We start from the raw sequence: 19467 nt of genomic DNA on the forward strand, positions 1-19467 counted from the left end.
TATGAAAGTATTGAAACACCCGTTTATTGCACCACCCCACCAGATCAGAGTGAGATTGGATGTGAGCAAGAGAGCCTATAACTTCTGTGCCGGTCCCGCGGCGCTTCCTGAAGCAGTCCTGCAGCGTGCGCAGGGTGAACTCCTCGACTGGCATGGAAAAGGCCTCTCCGTGATGGAAATGAGCCATCGCAGCGATGAGTTCGTGTCCATTGCCACCAAGGCCGAGCAGGATCTGCGCGACTTGCTGGGCATCCCCTCCCACTACAAAGTGCTGTTCCTGCAGGGCGGCGCGAGCCAGCAGTTCGCCCAGATCCCGCTGAACCTGCTGCCGGAAGACGGCACTGCCGACTACATCGACACCGGTATCTGGGGTCAGAAAGCCATTGAAGAGGCCTCCCGCTACGGTCACGTCAATGTGGCGGGCACCGCCAAGCCTTACGATTACTTTGCCATTCCCGGCCAGAACGAGTGGAAGCTGTCGAAGGACGCCGCCTACGTGCATTACGTAGCGAACGAAACCATCGGCGGCCTGGAATTCGACTGGGTACCGGAAGTTGGCGACGTTCCGCTGGTGTGCGACATGTCTTCTGACATCCTTTCGCGCCCGATCGATGTGTCCAAGTACGGCATGATCTACGCGGGTGCGCAGAAGAACATCGGCCCGAGCGGCATCCTGGTCAACATCATCCGCGAAGACCTGCTGGGGCGTGCCCGTTCGCTGTGCCCGACCATGCTCAACTACAAGGTCGCGGCCGATAATGGCTCGATGTACAACACCCCGCCGGCGTTCGCCTGGTACCTGTCCGGCCTGGTCTTCGAGTGGCTGAAAGAGCAGGGCGGTGTCGCCGCCATGGGCAAGCTCAACGAAGAGAAGAAGCGCACCCTGTACGACTTCATCGACGCCAGCGGCCTGTACAGCAACCCGATCAACCTGACCGACCGCTCGTGGATGAACGTGCCGTTCCGCCTGGCTGACGATCGCCTGGACAAGCCATTCCTGGCCGGTGCCGACGAACGCGGCCTGCTGAACCTCAAGGGCCACCGTTCGGTCGGTGGCATGCGCGCCTCCATCTACAACGCTGTCGACATCAATGCCATCAAGGCGCTGATTGCCTACATGGCAGAGTTCGAAAAGGAACACGGCTAATGTCTGAGCAAGAACTCAAGGCCCTGCGCGTACGCATTGACAGCCTGGACGAGAAAGTCCTGGAACTGATCAGTGAGCGCGCGCGGTGCGCCCAAGAAGTGGCACGCGTGAAGATGGCGTCCCTGGCGGAAGGTGAAGTGCCGGTGTTCTACCGGCCTGAGCGTGAAGCCCAGGTGCTCAAGCGCGTGATGGAACGCAACAAGGGCCCGTTGGGCAACGAGGAAATGGCGCGGTTGTTCCGTGAAATCATGTCCTCGTGCCTGGCGCTGGAGCAGCCACTGAAAGTGGCTTATCTCGGCCCTGAGGGCACCTTCACCCAAGCGGCGGCCATGAAGCACTTCGGTCACGCAGTGATCAGCAAGCCCATGGCGGCGATCGACGAAGTGTTCCGTGAAGTGGCAGCCGGCGCGGTAAATTTTGGCGTGGTGCCGGTGGAAAACTCCACCGAAGGCGCGGTCAACCACACGCTGGACAGCTTCCTCGAGCACGACATGGTGATCTGCGGCGAAGTCGAGTTGCGTATCCACCACCACCTGTTGGTGGGCGAGAACACCAAGACCGACAGCATCAGCCGGATCTACTCCCACGCCCAGTCCCTGGCCCAGTGCCGCAAGTGGCTGGATGCGCATTACCCGAATGTCGAGCGCGTGGCGGTCTCCAGCAACGCCGAAGCGGCCAAGCGGGTCAAGGGTGAGTGGAACTCGGCGGCCATCGCCGGTGATATGGCGGCGGGCCTGTACGGCCTGACGCGCCTGGCCGAGAAAATCGAGGACCGCCCGGACAACTCCACGCGCTTCCTGATGATCGGCAGCCAGGAAGTGCCGCCGACCGGCGACGACAAGACTTCGATCATCGTCTCCATGAGCAACAAGCCCGGCGCGCTGCATGAACTGCTGGTGCCGTTCCACGACAACGGGATTGACCTGACGCGCATCGAGACGCGTCCTTCGCGCAGCGGTAAATGGACTTACGTGTTCTTTATCGACTTCATCGGCCATCACCGCGACCCACTGGTCAAAGGCGTGCTCGAGAAAATCAGTCAGGAAGCCGTTGCACTCAAGGTGCTGGGCTCTTACCCGAAAGCGGTTCTGTGAGGCGTTAACATGAGTGGCAACTTCCTCGCCCTGGCTCAGCCGGGCGTGCAACAACTGTCGCCTTACGTTCCGGGCAAGCCTGTGGACGAGCTGGCGCGTGAGTTGAACCTGGATCCGTCCAAAATCGTCAAGTTGGCAAGTAATGAGAACCCGCTGGGCCCTAGCCCTAAAGTCCTGGCGGCGATCCGTGAAGAGTTGGCTGAGCTGACCCGCTATCCCGATGGCAACGGCTTTGCGCTCAAGTCCCTGCTGGCGGAGAAGTGCCGGGTCGAGCTGAACCAAGTGACCCTGGGTAACGGTTCCAACGACATTCTTGAGCTGGTCGGTCGTGCCTACCTGGCGCCGGGCCTGAACGCGGTGTTCAGTGAGCATGCGTTCGCGGTCTATCCGATCGTGACCCAGGCGGTCGGCGCTGACGCGCGCATTATTCCTGCGAAGGAGTGGGGCCATGACCTGCCGGCCATGCTGGCGGCCATCGACGCACAGACCCGCGTGGTGTTTATCGCCAACCCGAACAACCCGACAGGCACCTGGTTCGACGCTCAGGCGCTGAACGACTTCCTGCAAGACGTGCCTGAGCACGTGCTGGTGGTGCTGGACGAGGCGTACATCGAATACGCCGAAGGCAGCGACCTGCCGGACGGCCTGGATTTCCTGGCTGCCTACCCGAACCTGCTGGTCTCGCGCACCTTCTCCAAGGCTTACGGCCTGGCGTCGCTGCGGGTCGGCTACGGTTTGTCCAGCGCGGTCGTCGCTGACGTGCTGAACCGCGTGCGCCAGCCGTTCAACGTCAACAGCCTCGCCCTGGCGGCGGCCTGTGCGGCGGTGAAGGATGCCGAGTACCTGGAAGAAGGCCGTCGCATCAACGAAAGCGGCATGTTGCAGTTGCAGCAAGGCTTCCGTGAGTTGGGCCTGGGCTGGATTCCGTCCAAGGGCAACTTCATCTGCGTCGACCTCGGCCAAGTGGCTGCCCCGGTCTTCCAGGGCCTGCTGCGCGAAGGCGTGATCGTGCGTCCGGTGGCCAACTACGGCATGCCGAACCACCTGCGTATCACCATCGGTTTGCCGGCTGAAAACAGCCGCTTCCTGGAGGCGTTGGCCAAGGTTCTGGCTCGTGGTTGATGTCACTGCATTGCAACCTGCTGTGCCTATGATCGGTCGCCTGGTGGTGGTCGGTCTGGGGTTGATCGGCGGCTCTTTCGCCAAAGGCCTGCGTGAAAGCGGGCTGTGCGGCGAAGTGGTCGGTGTGGACCTGGACCCGCAATCGCGCACATTGGCGGTTGAGTTGGGGGTGGTGGATCGTTGTGAGGCGGACCTGGCGCTCGCGTGCCAGGGCGCTGACGTGATCCAGCTGGCCGTGCCGATCCTGGCCATGGAGAAGCTCCTGGCCGTGTTGGCGGGCATGGACCTGGGCCAGGCGATCCTGACGGATGTCGGCAGTGCCAAGGGCAATGTGGTGCGTGCGGCGCAACAGGCGTTTGGCGGCATGCCCGCGCGCTTTGTGCCGGGCCATCCGATTGCCGGTTCCGAGCAGAGCGGGGTGGAAGCGTCGAATGCGCAGCTGTTCCGTCGCCACAAAGTCATCCTGACGCCGCTTGCGCAAACAGACCCGGCCGCGTTGGCGGTGGTGGATCGTCTGTGGCGTGAGCTGGGGGCGGATGTCGAGCACATGCAGGTCGAGCGTCACGACGAAGTGCTGGCGGCGACCAGCCATTTGCCGCATTTGCTCGCTTTTGGCCTGGTGGACTCGCTGGCCAAGCGCAACGAAAACCTTGAGATTTTCCGTTACGCCGCCGGTGGCTTTCGCGATTTCACGCGGATTGCCGGCAGCGACCCGGTGATGTGGCACGACATCTTCCTCGCCAATCGCGAAGCGGTGTTGCGCACCCTGGACACCTTCCGCAGTGACCTCGACGCCTTGCGCGACGCGGTCGATGCCGGAGATGGCCACCAATTATTGGGCGTGTTCACCCGTGCGCGGGTGGCGCGTGAGCATTTCAGCAAGATCCTGGCGCGCCGGGCCTACATGGAAACCGCTGTGAACACCGATGACCTGACCTTCCTCGCCAACCCGGGCGGCCGCTTGAGCGGACGCATTCGGGTGCCGGGTGACAAGTCGATCTCCCATCGGTCGATCATGCTGGGTTCGTTGGCCGAGGGTGTGACTGAGGTCGAAGGTTTCCTCGAAGGCGAGGACGCCTTGGCGACGTTGCAGGCGTTTCGTGACATGGGCGTTGTGATTGAAGGGCCGCACCATGGGCGCGTGACCATCCATGGCGTGGGGTTGCATGGCTTGAAGCCGGCACCGGGGCCGATCTACCTGGGTAACTCCGGTACGTCGATGCGCCTGCTGTCCGGTTTGCTGGCCGCGCAGCGCTTCGACAGTGTGCTGACGGGCGACGCGTCCCTGTCCAAGCGCCCGATGAATCGCGTGGCCAAGCCTCTGCGGGACATGGGCGCGGTGATCGAGACCGGGCCGGAAGGGCGTCCGCCGCTGACTATTCGGGGTGGTCAGGCGTTGAAAGGCCTGACGTACGCCATGCCGATGGCCAGTGCCCAGGTCAAGTCCTGCCTGTTACTGGCGGGGTTATATGCCGAGGGCAAGACCGCCGTGACCGAACCGGCACCGACCCGTGACCATACCGAGCGCATGTTGCGCGGTTTTGGTTACCCGGTGGCGGTGGAGGGCGCGACGGCTTCGCTGGAGTCGGGTCATGCCTTGATCGCCACCCATATAGAAGTGCCGGGGGATATTTCCTCCTCCGCATTTTTCCTGGTGGCGGCGTCGATCGCCGAGGGTTCCGAGCTTTTGCTGGAGCACGTGGGGGTCAATCCGACGCGTACCGGGGTGATCGAGATCCTGCGGCTGATGGGGGCGGATATCACCCTGGAAAATCAGCGCGAAGTCGGCGGCGAGCCTGTGGCGGACTTGCGGGTGCGTGCGGCGTCATTGAAGGGGATCGAGATTCCCGAAGCGCTGGTGCCGTTGGCCATCGATGAGTTCCCGGTGCTGTTCGTCGCGGCGGCCTGCGCCGAAGGGCGGACCGTGTTGCGTGGGGCGCAAGAGCTGCGCGTGAAGGAGTCCGACCGTATTCAGGTCATGGCCGATGGTCTGCTGGCACTGGGGGTGAAGTGTGAACCGACCCCTGATGGGATTATCATTGACGGTGGCCTGATGGGCGGTGGCGACGTGCACGCCCATGGCGATCACCGGATTGCCATGGCGTTCAGCGTAGCTTCCCTACGGGCGGCGGCGCCGATTCGTATCCATGACTGCGCCAATGTTGCTACGTCTTTTCCGAACTTTCTTACACTGTGTGCCCACGTCGGCATCCGTGTTGCCCAAGAGGCTCAATTGTGAATATCAAAGCACCGGTGATTACCATCGACGGGCCAAGCGGCTCGGGCAAAGGCACGATCGCCGGCATCCTGGCCAAGCGCCTGGGCTGGTGCCTGCTGGATTCCGGCGCGCTGTACCGCCTGCTGGCATTTGCCGCTCGCAACCATGGCGTCGACCTGACCAACGAAGAATCCCTGAAGCTGCTGGCGGCGCACCTGGATGTGCAGTTCGTCGGCGCGACGGAAGGTCATCCCCAGCGCATCATCCTCGAAGGGGATGATGTGACGGATGACCTGCGTAACGAACAAGTCGGCTCCTGGGCTTCCCAGGTTGCTGCGCTGCCGGCCGTGCGTGATGCGCTGCTGCAGCGCCAGCGGGCGTTTCAGGAGCCGCCGGGCCTGGTGGCTGATGGCCGTGACATGGGAACCGTGGTGTTTCCCGAGGCGCCCTTGAAGATTTTCCTGACCGCCAGCGCCGAGGAGCGGGCTCGCCGCCGTTACTTGCAGTTGAAGGGCAAAGTCGATGGTGTTAGTCTGTCGAGTCTGCTAGATGAGATCCGTGCACGCGATGAGCGTGATACCCAGCGCGCAGTAGCCCCGCTTAAACCGGCGGCTGATGCCATACAGCTGGATTCCACGGAGTTGTCCATCGAGCAGGTGCTGGAACGCATCATGAGCGAGATCGCCATTCGCGATATCGCCGGGTGACCAAGAAGGCCGCAGGGGACCAGTCATAGTCCTGCGGTGGCTTCTTTTAACTGAAACTGACCCACACCGTCTGGGGTGTGGAGATGGGCGTATTCTTCGCCCTTATCAACAGGAATTAAAATGAGCGAAAGCTTTGCGGAACTCTTTGAAGAAAGCCTAAAAACCCTGAACCTTCAGGCAGGCTCCATCATCACCGGTGTTATCGTTGATATCGATTACCAAGCTCGCTGGGTAACCGTTCACGCTGGTCTGAAGTCTGAAGCTCTGATCCCGCTGGAACAGTTCTACAACGATGCTGGTGATCTGACAATCAATGTCGGTGACGAAGTTCACGTTGCTCTGGACTCGGTTGAAGACGGTTTCGGTGAAACCAAGCTGTCCCGTGAAAAAGCCAAGCGCGCTGAATGCTGGATTGTTCTCGAAGCAGCCTTCGCAGCTGAAGAAGTGGTCAAGGGCGTTATCAACGGTAAGGTTAAAGGCGGCTTCACTGTCGACGTTAACGGCATCCGTGCGTTCCTGCCAGGTTCTTTGGTCGACGTTCGTCCAGTGCGCGACACCACGCACCTGGAAGGCAAAGAACTCGAATTCAAGGTCATCAAACTCGATCAGAAACGCAACAACGTTGTCGTTTCCCGTCGCAGCGTCCTGGAAGCAGAGAACTCCGCCGAGCGTGAAGCTCTGCTGGAATCCCTGCAGGAAGGCCAACAAGTCAAAGGTATCGTCAAAAACCTCACCGACTACGGCGCATTCGTCGACCTGGGTGGCGTGGATGGCCTGCTGCACATTACCGACATGGCTTGGAAGCGCATCAAGCATCCTTCCGAAATCGTCAACGTTGGCGACGAGATCGATGTCAAGGTTCTGAAATACGATCGCGAACGCAACCGTGTTTCCCTGGGCCTGAAGCAACTGGGTGAAGATCCATGGGTCGCTATCAAAGCCCGTTACCCAGAAAGCACTCGCGTCACCGCACGTGTTACCAACCTGACCGACTACGGCTGCTTCGCTGAGCTGGAAGAAGGCGTTGAAGGCCTGGTACACGTTTCCGAAATGGACTGGACCAACAAAAACATCCACCCTTCGAAAGTCGTACAAGTCGGCGACGAAGTGGAAGTTATGGTTCTGGACATCGACGAAGAGCGTCGTCGTATCTCCCTCGGCATCAAGCAGTGCAAATCTAACCCATGGGAAGATTTCTCTGGCCAGTTCAACAAGGGCGATAAAATCTCCGGCACCATCAAGTCGATCACCGATTTCGGTATCTTCATTGGTCTGGACGGCGGCATCGACGGCCTGGTTCACCTGTCCGACATCTCCTGGAACGAAGTGGGCGAAGAAGCTGTTCGTCGTTTCAAGAAGGGCGACGAGCTGGACACCGTTATCCTGTCGGTTGACCCAGAGCGCGAGCGTATCTCCCTGGGTATCAAGCAACTGGAAAGCGACCCGTTCTCTGAATACGTTCAGGACAACGACAAAGGCGCAATCGTTAAAGGCATCGTGAAAGAAGTTGACGCTAAAGGCGCCATCATCACTCTGGCCGACGATATCGAAGCGACTCTGAAAGCCTCCGAAATCAGCCGTGACCGCGTTGAAGACGCACGTAACGTTCTGAAAGAAGGCCAGGAAGTAGAAGCCAAGATCATCAGCGTTGACCGCAAGAGCCGTGTAATCCAGCTCTCCATCAAGTCGAAAGACGATGCTGAAGAGAAAGAAGCCATCCAAAGCTTGAAAGACAAGCCTTCGGATAGCATCGCTGCTGGTCCTACCACTCTGGGCGACCTGTTGCGTGCACAAATGGAAAAACAGAACTAAGTTCTGTCAGACCATAGAAAAAGGGCGACTTCGGTCGCCCTTTTTTGTGCCTGAAATTTGTTGAATCAACGTCGAGAACCAAGGTGAGTAGATCAGTGTCAGAACTGACTATAGTCTTAGGAAAAAAGCGGTTCTCGTGATGTCGCTTCAGTAAGGAGTTGAATGAACAGGCTTATTGTAATACTCGCAGTGCTCATGCTCGCAGGCTGCTCTACCACCAGTGCCAAGACCCACGCTAAGCGCGGCGTCAGCGGCATCGAGATCGACTGCTCGGGGCTGGGCAACAAGTGGGACAAGTGCGAGAAGCGCGCCGCCCGTGAGTGCAAGATGCAGGGCTATAAGGTCATCACCAAGTCCAGTGACGCCACGGACGAAGAGGGCGACTACCTGTTCGGCTGGAACCCTGCTGGCGCGGTGACTCGCAAGATGCTCGTCATCTGCAATTGAGGCGGTTACGTGTTTCACGCAGGTGTTTATTTAACCCGCAGATAAGTTTATGCGTGGGCTGTTCAAATTCATCAAGTCATGCTAAAACCTTCGAAGCGCTTTTCCTAGCTGCTTGAAAAAGAAGGGAAAAATATGACGAAGTCGGAGTTGATCGAACGAATTGTCACCCATCAAGGGCTGCTCTCATCCAAGGATGTTGAGCTGGCTATCAAGACCATGCTCGAGCAAATGTCCCAGTGCCTGGCGACTGGTGATCGGATTGAGATCCGTGGGTTTGGCAGCTTCTCGCTGCACTATCGCGCGCCGCGGGTAGGGCGGAATCCCAAGACTGGGCAGTCGGTGAGTCTGGATGGGAAGTTTGTGCCTCATTTCAAGCCGGGGAAGGAGTTGCGGGATCGGGTGAATGAGGATGAGGAAGAGGGGGTTTGATTCGATTTTGCCTCGGAGAAGATCATGCTTAGATTCAAGCGCGCTTTACTGGCAGCGTTCGTCCTATTATTGGCTCTGGTTGTATTGGCCTTTGTACTGGAGAACCAACAAGCCGCGTCATTATCTTTTCTTGGCTGGACCACGGCTGAGCTTCCAGTTTCAGTTTTCGTGACACTGGGTCTAATCATTGGATTGGCTGTCGGACCTGTGTTGAGCCTGCTACTCGGTCGTAAACGTTCGGGTTTGAAGAACTAGCAGTTGCCAAGAGCTGGCGGCTCTCTCCTGTCTTGCCTGTGAGATTCAGATATCAGTCGCCATGTGGAAGGCGGCTGAAAATCGCGCATGCGTGATCGCTTTTGACTTTGAGGGTGCAGGGCTTAAAATAGTGATCAATTTCAACCCCTTCATTTTCCTCTCGTTCTGGCCCGAGAGGTACGATGAGGTTGTGTTTTTCCTGTCTTCTAGACATGCCGATATTTGTTAGCGTGCTACTAATTTTGGACGCATCTGAATTCAGGCAAGAACATCCAATCTAGCTTTTTGATTACTCTCCGTGAAATGCATGGCTGAAACAACCTGCGTTCTCTTCCTAATATCTCTAGTTCATTGAACAAAGCAAGCGTCTTGAGATAATATCTATCTCTCGATGCGCCGACGCATGAAGGATGGTCTGCTCGTATCTCCGGATTCTATTGCAGCCTTTATTAGGCGTTGAAGGCTATGGGGCGTCGACCGTTGAACGGTGGTTGGAGGCTCTCCGGCTCTAAAGCGAATGCCTAGGGCTGGAAAGTAATTGGAAGAGCTGTAAACCTCAGTTAAATGCTTGAAAAGCATTATAATTTTAGTTTTAATTTTATCTTTAAGAAGTTTTTATTTTAATTTGGGTGTTAAATGGATAGCGATAAGTATTTGGTTTCTATAGTGATTGCTACCCATAATCGCTCTGCTTATGCGATTTCTTGTATTTCAAGTTTGTTGGAGATTCACTCCGAACATATCCAGGTGGTAGTGCATGACACTAGTAATGACGAGTGTGCATTAGCCCGTTGGGTTGAAAGTAATAAAAACCCTAGATTAGTGTATGTTCATTGGCAAGAGCGCTTGTCCATGACTGAAAACCATGAAAGAGCAATTGCGCTCGCCCAAGGACATTATGTATGCCTTATCGGTGATGATGATACCGTTTCAAGTTATATTGTTGATGTGGCGAAGTTTGCGAAATATAACAATATCAACATGTTGACGCCAAAGGTAAAGGCTACTTACTACTGGCCGGATTTCAGAACGAAAAACTATGGCTCTGCGCACGCTGGCAAAATATATGTACATCCTTATGACTTCAAAATTTCCTGTCACGATGTGTCTGGGTGCTTAAAATCAGCAACGAGATCTGCTTGTCAAGGCACGGATGGTATGCCAAAACTTTATCACGGTTTAGTCTCGCGGCATTTATTGATAAACATTAAAAAACAAAACGGGATAATTTTTCACGGAACTAGTCCAGACATGTCTGCATCAGTTGGTCTGTGTCTATTGGGGGGGACTTATCATTTGCTAGACTTCCCTTTTACCATGCCGGGTGGGGGAGGTAATAGCAATAGTGGTCGTAGTGCAGTAGGCAAACATAAGGGTGAGTTAAAAAACGATCCCCACCTTACACCTTTCAAAAATTTAACGTGGCCTGAAATTATTCCATCGTTTTTTAGTGTTGAAACGGTGTGGGCACACGCTGCATGGGAGACACTCCCTGAAGTTGATCGGTATAAGCGGTTCAACCTCTCAAGGCTTTACGCTTTATGCTTGTTTAACCACTCCGACTATTTCAAACAAACAGTTAGGGCCTTCCGTAAGGCGAACGAATTGGGCAATGTGAGTTTTGTATCCTTGATCAGTGAGTTTTTTTTGGTTGCAAAGGATTATCTGAAGGCTAGGATTATAAGGTTGCGGAATCCGGGCCCAAGTAACGGATCGACGGTTGTCGGAGTTGTGAATGATGTTTCATTGGCTCGTAAAAAATTAGATGAGTTTTTAACTTTGAAGCTTAATAGTCGCTCTGTGTCTGACTGGTTGCAAGGTTTGAAAGTGTGACTACTAATGAAACTACTTTTTATATGATTTCGATCCTGCATGATGCACTCTTGTGGTAGATGTTGGTGAGTTGGGTTAGATAGGTTCAAACTCTTTTCTATAGCTTTCTATGAGGTTGTCCTATGAAGGTCTTAGTGCTGGGTATTACTGGAATGTTGGGTAGTGCTGTATTTAACGTTTTGAGTCGTGATGAACGATATATTACTAATGGGACGCTTAGAGGGTCTGGAGGATTAAAATATTTTGGTGAAACATTACAAGAAAATATCATCACAGATTTAGACGTATTATGCGCTGAGAGTCTTACCAATGTGCTGTTGCGTGTTCGTCCAGACGTAGTGATCAACTGCATAGGGGTTATTAAGCAGTTTTCAGCATCAAAGGATCCACTAGCCACGCTCCCGCTCAACTCTTTGCTTCCTCATCGTTTGCAAAAATTATGTGAGTTAGCTGGCACTCGTTTGGTGCATATAAGTACGGATTGCGTTTTTTCAGGACGTAAAGGTGGCTATGTGGAGTCAGATATTTCTGACGCGGAAGACCTTTATGGGAAATCGAAATATATTGGTGAGGTTGTAGACTCTGTCAATACAATTACTTTACGTACCTCTATTATTGGTCATGAGTTAGGCTCCAGTAATTCGCTCGTGGACTGGTTTCTTTCTCAGCGAGGTACAGTAAAGGGCTATACAAATGCTATATTTTCAGGGCTGCCGACAGTTGAACTTGCCGAAGTGATACGGAATTATGTTCTTCCTCGAAAGGATGTATGGGGCCTTTATCATGTTTCCGCCGCTCCGATTGATAAGTATTCATTATTATCGTTGATAGCCAAAGAATATGAGAAGGAAGTCTCGCTTATCCGCGATGACATACTGGTTATTGATCGGTCATTAGACTCCACTAGGTTTCAGTCAGTGACGGGTTATAAACCTTCATCTTGGAGCGCATTGGTTGCAAAGATGAAGGCAGGAATATGAGCAATTTTATGATGAGTATCCATAATGTTTGATAATAAAGTTCTGATGATCACAGGCGGTACTGGATCATTTGGTAATACAGTACTTAAAAGGTTTTTAGATACGAATGTAAAAGAAATACGAGTTTTTAGTCGTGATGAAAAAAAACAAGAGGATATGCGCATAGCGCTAGCCAACGACAAGGTAAAATTTTACCTGGGAGATGTTCGTGACTACTCAAGTCTGGCGCAAGCTATGGTGGGAGTAGATTATGTGTTTCACGCTGCAGCTCTTAAGCAGGTTCCGTCCTGTGAGTTTTTTCCGATGGAGGCTGTCAAGACTAATGTGCTGGGGACTGAAAACGTTCTCAATGCTGCTATTGATAAAAATGTAAAAAGGGTCGTGCTGCTTAGCACAGATAAAGCAGTTTATCCAATCAATGCAATGGGGATTTCAAAAGCACTGGGTGAAAAGATATTGATTGCCAAATCCAGGTCGGTTCAAGAAGACGGTCCAGTATTTTGTGCAACTCGTTACGGTAATGTGATGGCGTCCAGAGGCTCTGTGATCCCGTTATTTGTAGATAAGATAAAATCGGGAGTTCCACTCACTGTAACTGATCCTAAAATGACACGTTTTTTGATGAGCTTGGAAGACTCTGTTGATCTTGTTCTCCATGCATTTGAACATGGTCAACAAGGAGATATCTTTGTACAAAAAGCCCCCGCGAGTACTATTGGTGATCTGACCATTGCCTTACAGGAGCTATTTGCTAGTAACCTCGCAGTAAATATTATTGGTACAAGGCACGGTGAAAAGCTTTATGAATCGCTCGTCTCTCGTGAGGAGATGGCCAAGGCGAAGGATATGGGGCGTTATTATCGTATACCTGCAGATAATAGGGACTTAAATTATGATAAATTTATAATTCAGGGCCATGTTGAGGCGAATGTCATTGATGACTACACATCTCACAATACCGAATTGCTCAATGTTGAGGAAATTAAGGCGCTATTAATGTCTCTAGTATATATACAAAGTAGTTTGGAAAATATATAAAGATAAGAAGCTGGTTGTCAAGATGCTACGCGTTTAATGTATGATTCTTGGTCATCAAAACGGTGAGGATATCATAAATACCAATTTTATTTATGGGGGATCTTAAAGGGTGTTTATTATCAGAATGTATTTATTTGGGCTGGGTGATCTATGTCTTCGGTATTTCTCATAATATTTTATATCAGTCCGTTGGCTGGCTGAATTTAATTATAAGGAAGTATGGTTGATGAATGTAGATGGCGTATCTGACGGTATAAAATTTGCCGATGTTAGCGTCGTGATTCCTTGCTATAAATGTAAGGACACAATAATCCGAGCGCTTGATTCCGTATTTAATCAAACTACTCGTCCAGTCGAGGTCATTCTAGTCGAAGATGCGAGCGGTGATGAGACCTTGAAAACATTGTTGGATTTGCGCGATAGTTATCCCAATGGCTGGATAAAAGTAATCACTTTAACGAGAAATAGTGGACCTGCGACAGCCAGAAATGAGGGGTGGAACTCTTCAACGCAGCGATATATTGCTTTCCTGGATTCGGATGATAGTTGGCACCCTCAAAAAATAGAAATTCAATATGGTTGGATGGAAGAAAATTTAGAAGCGTCTATAACGGGGCAGTCAGGCACATTTTCATCAAACATCTCGGAAATTGAATCAAAAAAAATCTATGTCGAAGGCGCAGAGTTCCATTGTATTAAAAAAAGAACGCTTTTAATGTCGAACAAATTTGCTACCTCCTCGGTTATGTTGAGGAAAGATATCGACTTAAGATTCCCAGAAAATAAACGGTTTTGCGAAGATTACGAATTATGGTGCACGCTGATGGCTGAAGGGCACAAATGCTATTATATGAATTGTGCTTTAACTTTTTTTTACAAGCCTTTATATGGCTTCTCAGGCTTGAGCAGTAATTTATGGTCCATGGAAAAAGGCGAGTTAGATGTATACTCGGGGCTTTATCGTAATGGATATATAGGGTTCATATATTGCGTTTCATTACAGCTATGGTCTATGACTCGTTATATGCGTAGGGCATTCAAAACAATGCTGATCGCGTCGCCGTTATGATATATATATTGGGTTGGTCAATTCTTTTTGCGTCATTTTTTTTAACTGCGTTGTCAAAATATAAGTCATCATTATTCTTATATTTATCGCTCATCTGTTTTTTTCTGATTGCCTTTTTGCGTGGTTCTGTAGGTACGGATACTGCGGCCTATGAAATAATTCTCGATGAGATAAGCCGGGGTTTGATTTGGACTGGAATGGAGCCCGGTTTTCTTATTCTAAGCTGGATCTTAGTAAGTATTACTGGTTTATCATCAATAAGTGTACGTGCAATAAGTGTTCTTATATTTTTAGGGATGTCAGTTTATATTTATAAATCGAATAAGAATGAAAAATATATATTGATCGCATACATCCTGCCCGCGTATGTATATCCATATAGTATGAACGTTCTAAGAGTCGGTATAGCTTCAATTTTATTGCTTTTGGCCGTTCAAAGTTTAAGAATTAAGAAAATAAAAATTGCTCTCCTGTTAATGGCGACGGCATTAATGTTTCATTATTCATCACTTTTTTCTATAATTATAATTTTAGCCTGTCAGATCCAGTGGTTCAAAGTCTCTAATCTATGGAAATTCTTGGTGCTGATTTTAGTTACCTCGTGTGTGCTTGCTTTGAATAGTGGATATTTTTTCACAAAGTTGGACGCGTATCAAAGTTTGATTTCCCCTGAGGCGTATTCAGGACTAGGGAAACTTATAGTTATGCTGGTTCTCCTTGTTGGAATTTCACTTTCAAATTTGCCATCCTCAGAGAAAGCGAAAATTTTATTGATAGGTTTTTTTAGCACTCTAGTATTTTGGATTATTTCAAACATATCATACGCGGGTCTTCGCTTTCTCGATTTACTGACTTTTGCATTTCCTCTATGTATTTTATTAGTCTATAGCAAAAATAAATTAGACTTTGGAAAGTGTATAAAAGCCAGTTTATTCATAGCTGGTATCCTTTCTGTATTGATGACCTATAGAAATTTTTTACTCGAAGCTGGGCAAGGGCCATCACCTTTCTTACCATATGTTTTTTCTTAAAGGAAATTCAATTTCTCATACTAAAGTTTTTCGGCCAAGATAAATATGGTTAATGGTGAATCTATGAAGGTGTTAGTGTTAGGCGGCAATGGGTTTATAGGCTCTAGATTAATAAGTTTTCTGGTCGATCAGGGTGTCAGTGTGCGCACTCTCACTAGGTCAACGATGAAGCTATTTTCTGAATCCGTTGAAGTGATGGTCGGTGACCTAACTGATAAAGATTTTAGTTTTTTTGATTTATTGAACGGCTGTGAAGTAATTATAAATTGCGTAGGTGAGTTGAATGATGAAGCACTAATGTATTCACTACATGTGGAGACGACTGCTAAATTACTAATGACATCAGCAAAGTTGTGTGCCGCCGGGAAACCAATGCACTGGGTTCAACTCAGCAGTGTTGGCGCATATGGAAGTTCAAATGGAAAGATTAGAGTTGTGTCCGAAATAACGGTTGCACAGCCAGTTGGAACCTACGAAACTACTAAAACAATGGCTGACGATTTGATTATACATAATGATATTGGAAGAAGTTTTACATATTCAATATTACGACCTTCAAACGTATATGGTCCTAATATGACGAATAACTCCTTAAGGCAATTAGGGGGTATTATAAAAAGAAAAATGTTTTTTTATGTGGGTAGTTCTTCGTCCATAGCTACATATGTACATGTCGATGATGTGGTAGAGGCTCTATACTTGTGCTCAAAAGATGTCAGAGCAAAAAATGAGTTATTTAATATCTCCAACGATTGCTCTATGAAAGTGTTAATTCGCAGCATTGCTGTAGCTGTAGATACCTCGCCTCCGTGGATCACGTTACCAGAATCATTGGTTAGGCTAGCAGTTGTAATTGTGAATAAAATATCTAAGCTGCCTGTGACGCAAAAGCGCATTGATGCCTTGGTGCAAAAAACGAGTTATCCGACTAGTAAAATTGAAAGCTATCTCGATTTTTCACCAAGAAAAAATGTTGAGCACCATATAGGTGAGCTGTTTAAAAATGATTGATGATGCTATTTTATAGTTAGTTGAGTCGTGATTAGTTTTAATTTGCGCGTCTGTGGAGGAAATGACTATGAAAAAGTTACGCGTGGCACGAGTTTCTACAGTTCCATTTTTTGTGATTACACAGCTAAGCGCCCAAATTGACATACTTGATGCAAATGGAGTTGATGTTAGCATAGTGACAAGCAAAGAAGACTTTCCTGGGCAGTTGGATCAACTTCAAAGTGCAAAATATATTCGAGTCGACATCTGCAGGGATATAAGTTTATTTAAAGATGTAGTGAGTTTGGTTCGATTATTTTTTTTATTCAGATCATCAAATTTTGATATTGTTCATTCAACGACTCCAAAGGCGGGGCTTCTTTGCTCGATAGCGGCTTTTTTTTCGGGTATTAAAATTAGGTTGCATACTTTCACTGGGCAACCATGGGCCACTGTAAAAGGTCCGAAAGCATTTATATTGAAACAGTGTGATAAGATTATTTCAATTTTAAATACGCAATGCTACGCAGACAGTGAGACTCAAAGGCAGTTTCTGATTGATAATGGTGTAATAAGAAAGAACAAAATTTCGGTTCTTGGCTGTGGTTCACTCGCCGGAGTTGATTTGCTGAGATTTAGTAAAAATAGATATTCAGAAGAGCGTTGTAATGCTTTGAGGGAAGAGCTTCAAATTCCTGAGGAAGGTAAGATTATTCTGTTTGTGGGTAGAATAACGCAGGATAAGGGAGTTCGTGAGTTAATGAGTGCATTTAAAAATATTGCTCTTTCGAATAAATGCCTTCATCTTTTGCTCGTGGGACCTCTGGAAGACAACGGAAGTGAAATCGGCAGCTCGGTAGAATATAATGCAGTTGTCGATCGGATACATCAGATTGGCTTTTGTGATGAGCCTGAAAAATATATGGCTATAGCCGATCTGCTTTGCCTACCTAGCTATCGCGAAGGGTTTGGAACGGTTGTGATTGAAGCCGCAGCAATGGGTGTACCAACTGTAGGCACCCACATTTATGGTCTTTCCGATGCAATAATTGATGGGGTGACTGGTGTGTTGGTTCCGCCGAGGGATGTGATAGCTCTCAGCGAGGCACTTGAGTCGTTATTGAATGATTTACCGGCACTGAAAATTATGGGGTATAGAGCCGCTGCTCGAGCGGTTTCTGACTTTGATTCAGTTAAAGTTTCAAAGCTTCTAGTAGACGAATATGAGCGATTTATAAAGTGAACTCCGATAGACATCCAGAAAAAATGAGAGTGGCTGTAACTGGTGCTACTGGTTTTGTAGGTAATGCAGTGACGCGGCAACTTTTTAATCGAGGATTCTCACCGGTTTGTATTCTAAGATCTAGCAGTGAAGTTCTTTCATCTGAATACACTTCCTACAAGTGCGGTGATATGGGGCCTGATACGGACTTTAGATCTGTGCTGCACAACGTTCATATGCTCGTCCACTGTGCGGCACGTGTACACGTCATGGACGACGCTGCTTTAGATCCATTGAGTGAGTTCAGACATACGAATGTCGATGCTACGTTAAATCTTGCTCGTCAATGTGCCGAAATGGGCGTAAAGCGATTCATATTTATTAGTTCAATAAAAGTTAATGGGGAATCTACGTTCCTTGGTCGACCATTTCATGCAGATGACGTCCCTGCACCAATTGATTTCTATGGCATTTCGAAACGAGAGGCCGAAGACGGCTTATTGAGTATTGCAGCAGAGACCGGGATGGAAGTTGTGATAATTCGACCTGTTCTTGTATATGGCTCAGGTGTCAAAGCAAACTTCTTAAGCATGATGCGTTGGTTGGACAGAGGTGTATTTTTACCTCTTGGTGCAATTCATAACAAAAGAAGTTTTGTATCGGTTGTTAACCTTTGTGATTTTATATGCGTATGTCTTACACATCCAGCCGCAGCTAATCAAAAGTTTTTAGTAAGTGATGGAGAAGATTTATCTACTACAGAATTGCTGAATAAAATGGGAGATGCGTTAGATCGAAAAGCTAAATTATTTCGAGTGCCGACGAAATTATTAGTACTAATCTTAAGCCCGTTGGGATTTGGCGCTCAGTTACAACGATTATGTGGGAATTTGCAAGTTGACATAAGGAAAAACAAAGATCTATTGCACTGGGTGCCACCTCAGAGCGTAGAGCAAGGCTTGATGGGCGCTGCTAAATATTATTCGGAAAACAAAAAAATATGATTTTTCTATTTTTTTTTATTGTATTTATATTTTCGTTTTCCTTAACTTATTTTTTTAGGAGATATGCGATCTATCGGAATATTTTAGATATTCCTAACTGTCGCAGTTCGCATGATACTCCAACTCCACGAGGTGGCGGTGTTGCGATTGTGATCTCATTACTTCTATCGCTGTTGTTCTTGTTCTTTTTAAGTGAATTAGAGATAACAAATTTTTTGAGTTTATTTCTAGCAGGCACAATTGTAGCCAGCGTTGGTTTTTTGGATGATAAAAGTAGTCTTCCAGCGCGATGGAGACTGATCGGGCATTTCTTAGCTGCTGTGCTTGCATTGGTTTCCATTGGAGGAGTTCCACGAATATTAATATTTGGGCTTCAGTTAGATTTAGGCTGGTTTGGATACGTTATTTTCCTATTTTATTTAGTATGGATGCTAAACCTTTACAACTTTATGGACGGGATTGATGGTTTGGCCAGTCTTGAAGCCATATCTGTTTGCCTTGGTATGAGTATTATCTATATCGTTATGGGTTACGAACATTTAGCGGCTCTGCCATTAATATTGTCCATGTCAGTCCTAGGATTTTTATGTTGGAATTTCCCGATAGCTAAAATATTTATGGGAGATGCAGGTAGTGGATTTTTAGGTATTCTTCTTGGGATATTGTCGCTTCAAGCTGCATGGACTTATTCAGAGTTTTTATGGTGTTGGCTGATCTTGTTGGGTGTATTTATCGTTGATGCTACGTTTACTCTTACACGACGGTTTGTACGTGGCAAAAAGGTCTATGAGGCGCATCGTAGCCATTCTTATCAAATTGCTTCCCGTCGTTTAGGTAAGCATTTGCCAGTGACCCTAATTGCAATAACTATCAATGTACTCTGGTTGTTTCCAATCTCAATACTTGTCGCTTTATCATGGGTCAGTGGTGTAATAGGTATCTTGAGTGCATATGCGCCGCTTGTTCTCTTAGCTTTCTACTTGGGGGCTGGAAATGAGGAATGAGTCGTTACTGAGTTAGATTTCATATGAAATTTCTCCAATTACTCAAAATTGAAGTGTAATATTAA

At 49.0% G+C, this 19467-nt stretch carries 18 protein-coding genes; all 18 read left to right on the forward strand.

The window, feature by feature from the left end; translation table 11 throughout:
- Window positions 1-61: 61 nt before the first annotated feature.
- The 18 genes from serC (at window position 62) to AO064_RS29995 (ending at window position 19402) form a co-directional block, all read left to right on the forward strand.
- A complete protein-coding gene (gene serC / locus AO064_RS03040; RefSeq protein WP_012722929.1) occupies window positions 62-1147 on the forward strand; it encodes a 3-phosphoserine/phosphohydroxythreonine transaminase in 1086 nt (361 codons plus the stop codon).
- Window positions 1147-2241: a prephenate dehydratase gene (gene pheA, locus AO064_RS03045; protein WP_003172650.1), complete on the forward strand. Its 1095-nt coding sequence runs from the start codon at window positions 1147-1149 to the stop codon at window positions 2239-2241. Before serC ends, pheA begins: the two co-directional genes overlap by 1 nt.
- 9 nt (window positions 2242-2250) lie before the next feature.
- Complete coding sequence (gene hisC / locus AO064_RS03050; protein WP_012722930.1) at window positions 2251-3363, forward strand: histidinol-phosphate transaminase; 1113 nt, start codon at window positions 2251-2253, stop codon at window positions 3361-3363.
- Window positions 3364-3391: 28 nt separating this feature from the next.
- Window positions 3392-5602 carry a bifunctional prephenate dehydrogenase/3-phosphoshikimate 1-carboxyvinyltransferase gene (locus AO064_RS03055; RefSeq protein ID WP_064052333.1) on the forward strand — a complete coding sequence of 737 codons (2211 nt, stop codon included), beginning with the start codon at window positions 3392-3394 and terminating at the stop codon, window positions 5600-5602.
- A complete protein-coding gene (cmk, locus tag AO064_RS03060; RefSeq protein WP_012722932.1) occupies window positions 5599-6288 on the forward strand; it encodes a (d)CMP kinase in 690 nt (229 codons plus the stop codon). The genes AO064_RS03055 and cmk overlap by 4 nt, the downstream gene beginning before the upstream one ends.
- Before the next feature lie 120 nt (window positions 6289-6408).
- A complete protein-coding gene (gene rpsA, locus AO064_RS03065; RefSeq protein ID WP_012722933.1) occupies window positions 6409-8100 on the forward strand; it encodes a 30S ribosomal protein S1 in 1692 nt (563 codons plus the stop codon).
- Window positions 8101-8262: 162 nt separating this feature from the next.
- The gene (locus tag AO064_RS03070; protein WP_012722934.1) at window positions 8263-8547 is read left to right on the forward strand and encodes a hypothetical protein; all 285 of its coding nucleotides are present in this window, start codon (window positions 8263-8265) and stop codon (window positions 8545-8547) included.
- Between the two features lie 132 nt (window positions 8548-8679).
- Entirely contained in the window at window positions 8680-8976 is a 297-nt protein-coding gene (ihfB, locus tag AO064_RS03075; RefSeq protein ID WP_003218804.1) for an integration host factor subunit beta, read from the forward strand.
- A gap of 24 nt (window positions 8977-9000) precedes the next feature.
- Window positions 9001-9231: a lipopolysaccharide assembly protein LapA domain-containing protein gene (locus AO064_RS03080; protein WP_064052334.1), complete on the forward strand. Its 231-nt coding sequence runs from the start codon at window positions 9001-9003 to the stop codon at window positions 9229-9231.
- A gap of 636 nt (window positions 9232-9867) precedes the next feature.
- Complete coding sequence (locus AO064_RS29965; RefSeq protein WP_082893858.1) at window positions 9868-11064, forward strand: glycosyltransferase family 2 protein; 1197 nt, start codon at window positions 9868-9870, stop codon at window positions 11062-11064.
- A gap of 122 nt (window positions 11065-11186) precedes the next feature.
- Entirely contained in the window at window positions 11187-12044 is an 858-nt protein-coding gene (locus AO064_RS29970) for a dTDP-4-dehydrorhamnose reductase family protein (RefSeq protein WP_082893859.1), read from the forward strand.
- A 24-nt stretch (window positions 12045-12068) separates the two neighbouring features.
- Window positions 12069-13082, forward strand: coding sequence for a polysaccharide biosynthesis protein (locus AO064_RS03085; protein ID WP_064052335.1), 1014 nt, complete (start codon window positions 12069-12071; stop codon window positions 13080-13082).
- A 226-nt stretch (window positions 13083-13308) separates the two neighbouring features.
- Window positions 13309-14151 (forward strand): glycosyltransferase family 2 protein, encoded by an 843-nt coding sequence (locus tag AO064_RS29975; protein WP_082893860.1) that lies wholly within the window; start codon window positions 13309-13311, stop codon window positions 14149-14151.
- Window positions 14148-15182 (forward strand): EpsG family protein, encoded by a 1035-nt coding sequence (locus AO064_RS29980; RefSeq protein ID WP_082893861.1) that lies wholly within the window; start codon window positions 14148-14150, stop codon window positions 15180-15182. Before AO064_RS29975 ends, AO064_RS29980 begins: the two co-directional genes overlap by 4 nt.
- Window positions 15183-15245: 63 nt before the next feature.
- Window positions 15246-16193, forward strand: a complete 948-nt coding sequence (locus AO064_RS29985) for an NAD-dependent epimerase/dehydratase family protein (RefSeq protein ID WP_167355307.1) — start codon at window positions 15246-15248, stop codon at window positions 16191-16193.
- 67 nt (window positions 16194-16260) lie between these two features.
- Entirely contained in the window at window positions 16261-17415 is a 1155-nt protein-coding gene (locus AO064_RS03090; protein WP_244159465.1) for a glycosyltransferase family 4 protein, read from the forward strand.
- Window positions 17416-17438: 23 nt separating this feature from the next.
- On the forward strand, window positions 17439-18398 hold the full coding sequence (locus AO064_RS29990) for a UDP-glucose 4-epimerase family protein (protein ID WP_082893863.1): 960 nt from the start codon (window positions 17439-17441) through the stop codon (window positions 18396-18398).
- Entirely contained in the window at window positions 18395-19402 is a 1008-nt protein-coding gene (locus AO064_RS29995; RefSeq protein WP_082893864.1) for an MraY family glycosyltransferase, read from the forward strand. Before AO064_RS29990 ends, AO064_RS29995 begins: the two co-directional genes overlap by 4 nt.
- The last annotated feature ends 65 nt before the right edge of the window (window positions 19403-19467 follow it).

Origin of the sequence: Pseudomonas marginalis, from assembly GCF_001645105.1 — a bacterium.
GTDB lineage: Bacteria > Pseudomonadota > Gammaproteobacteria > Pseudomonadales > Pseudomonadaceae > Aquipseudomonas > Aquipseudomonas petroselini.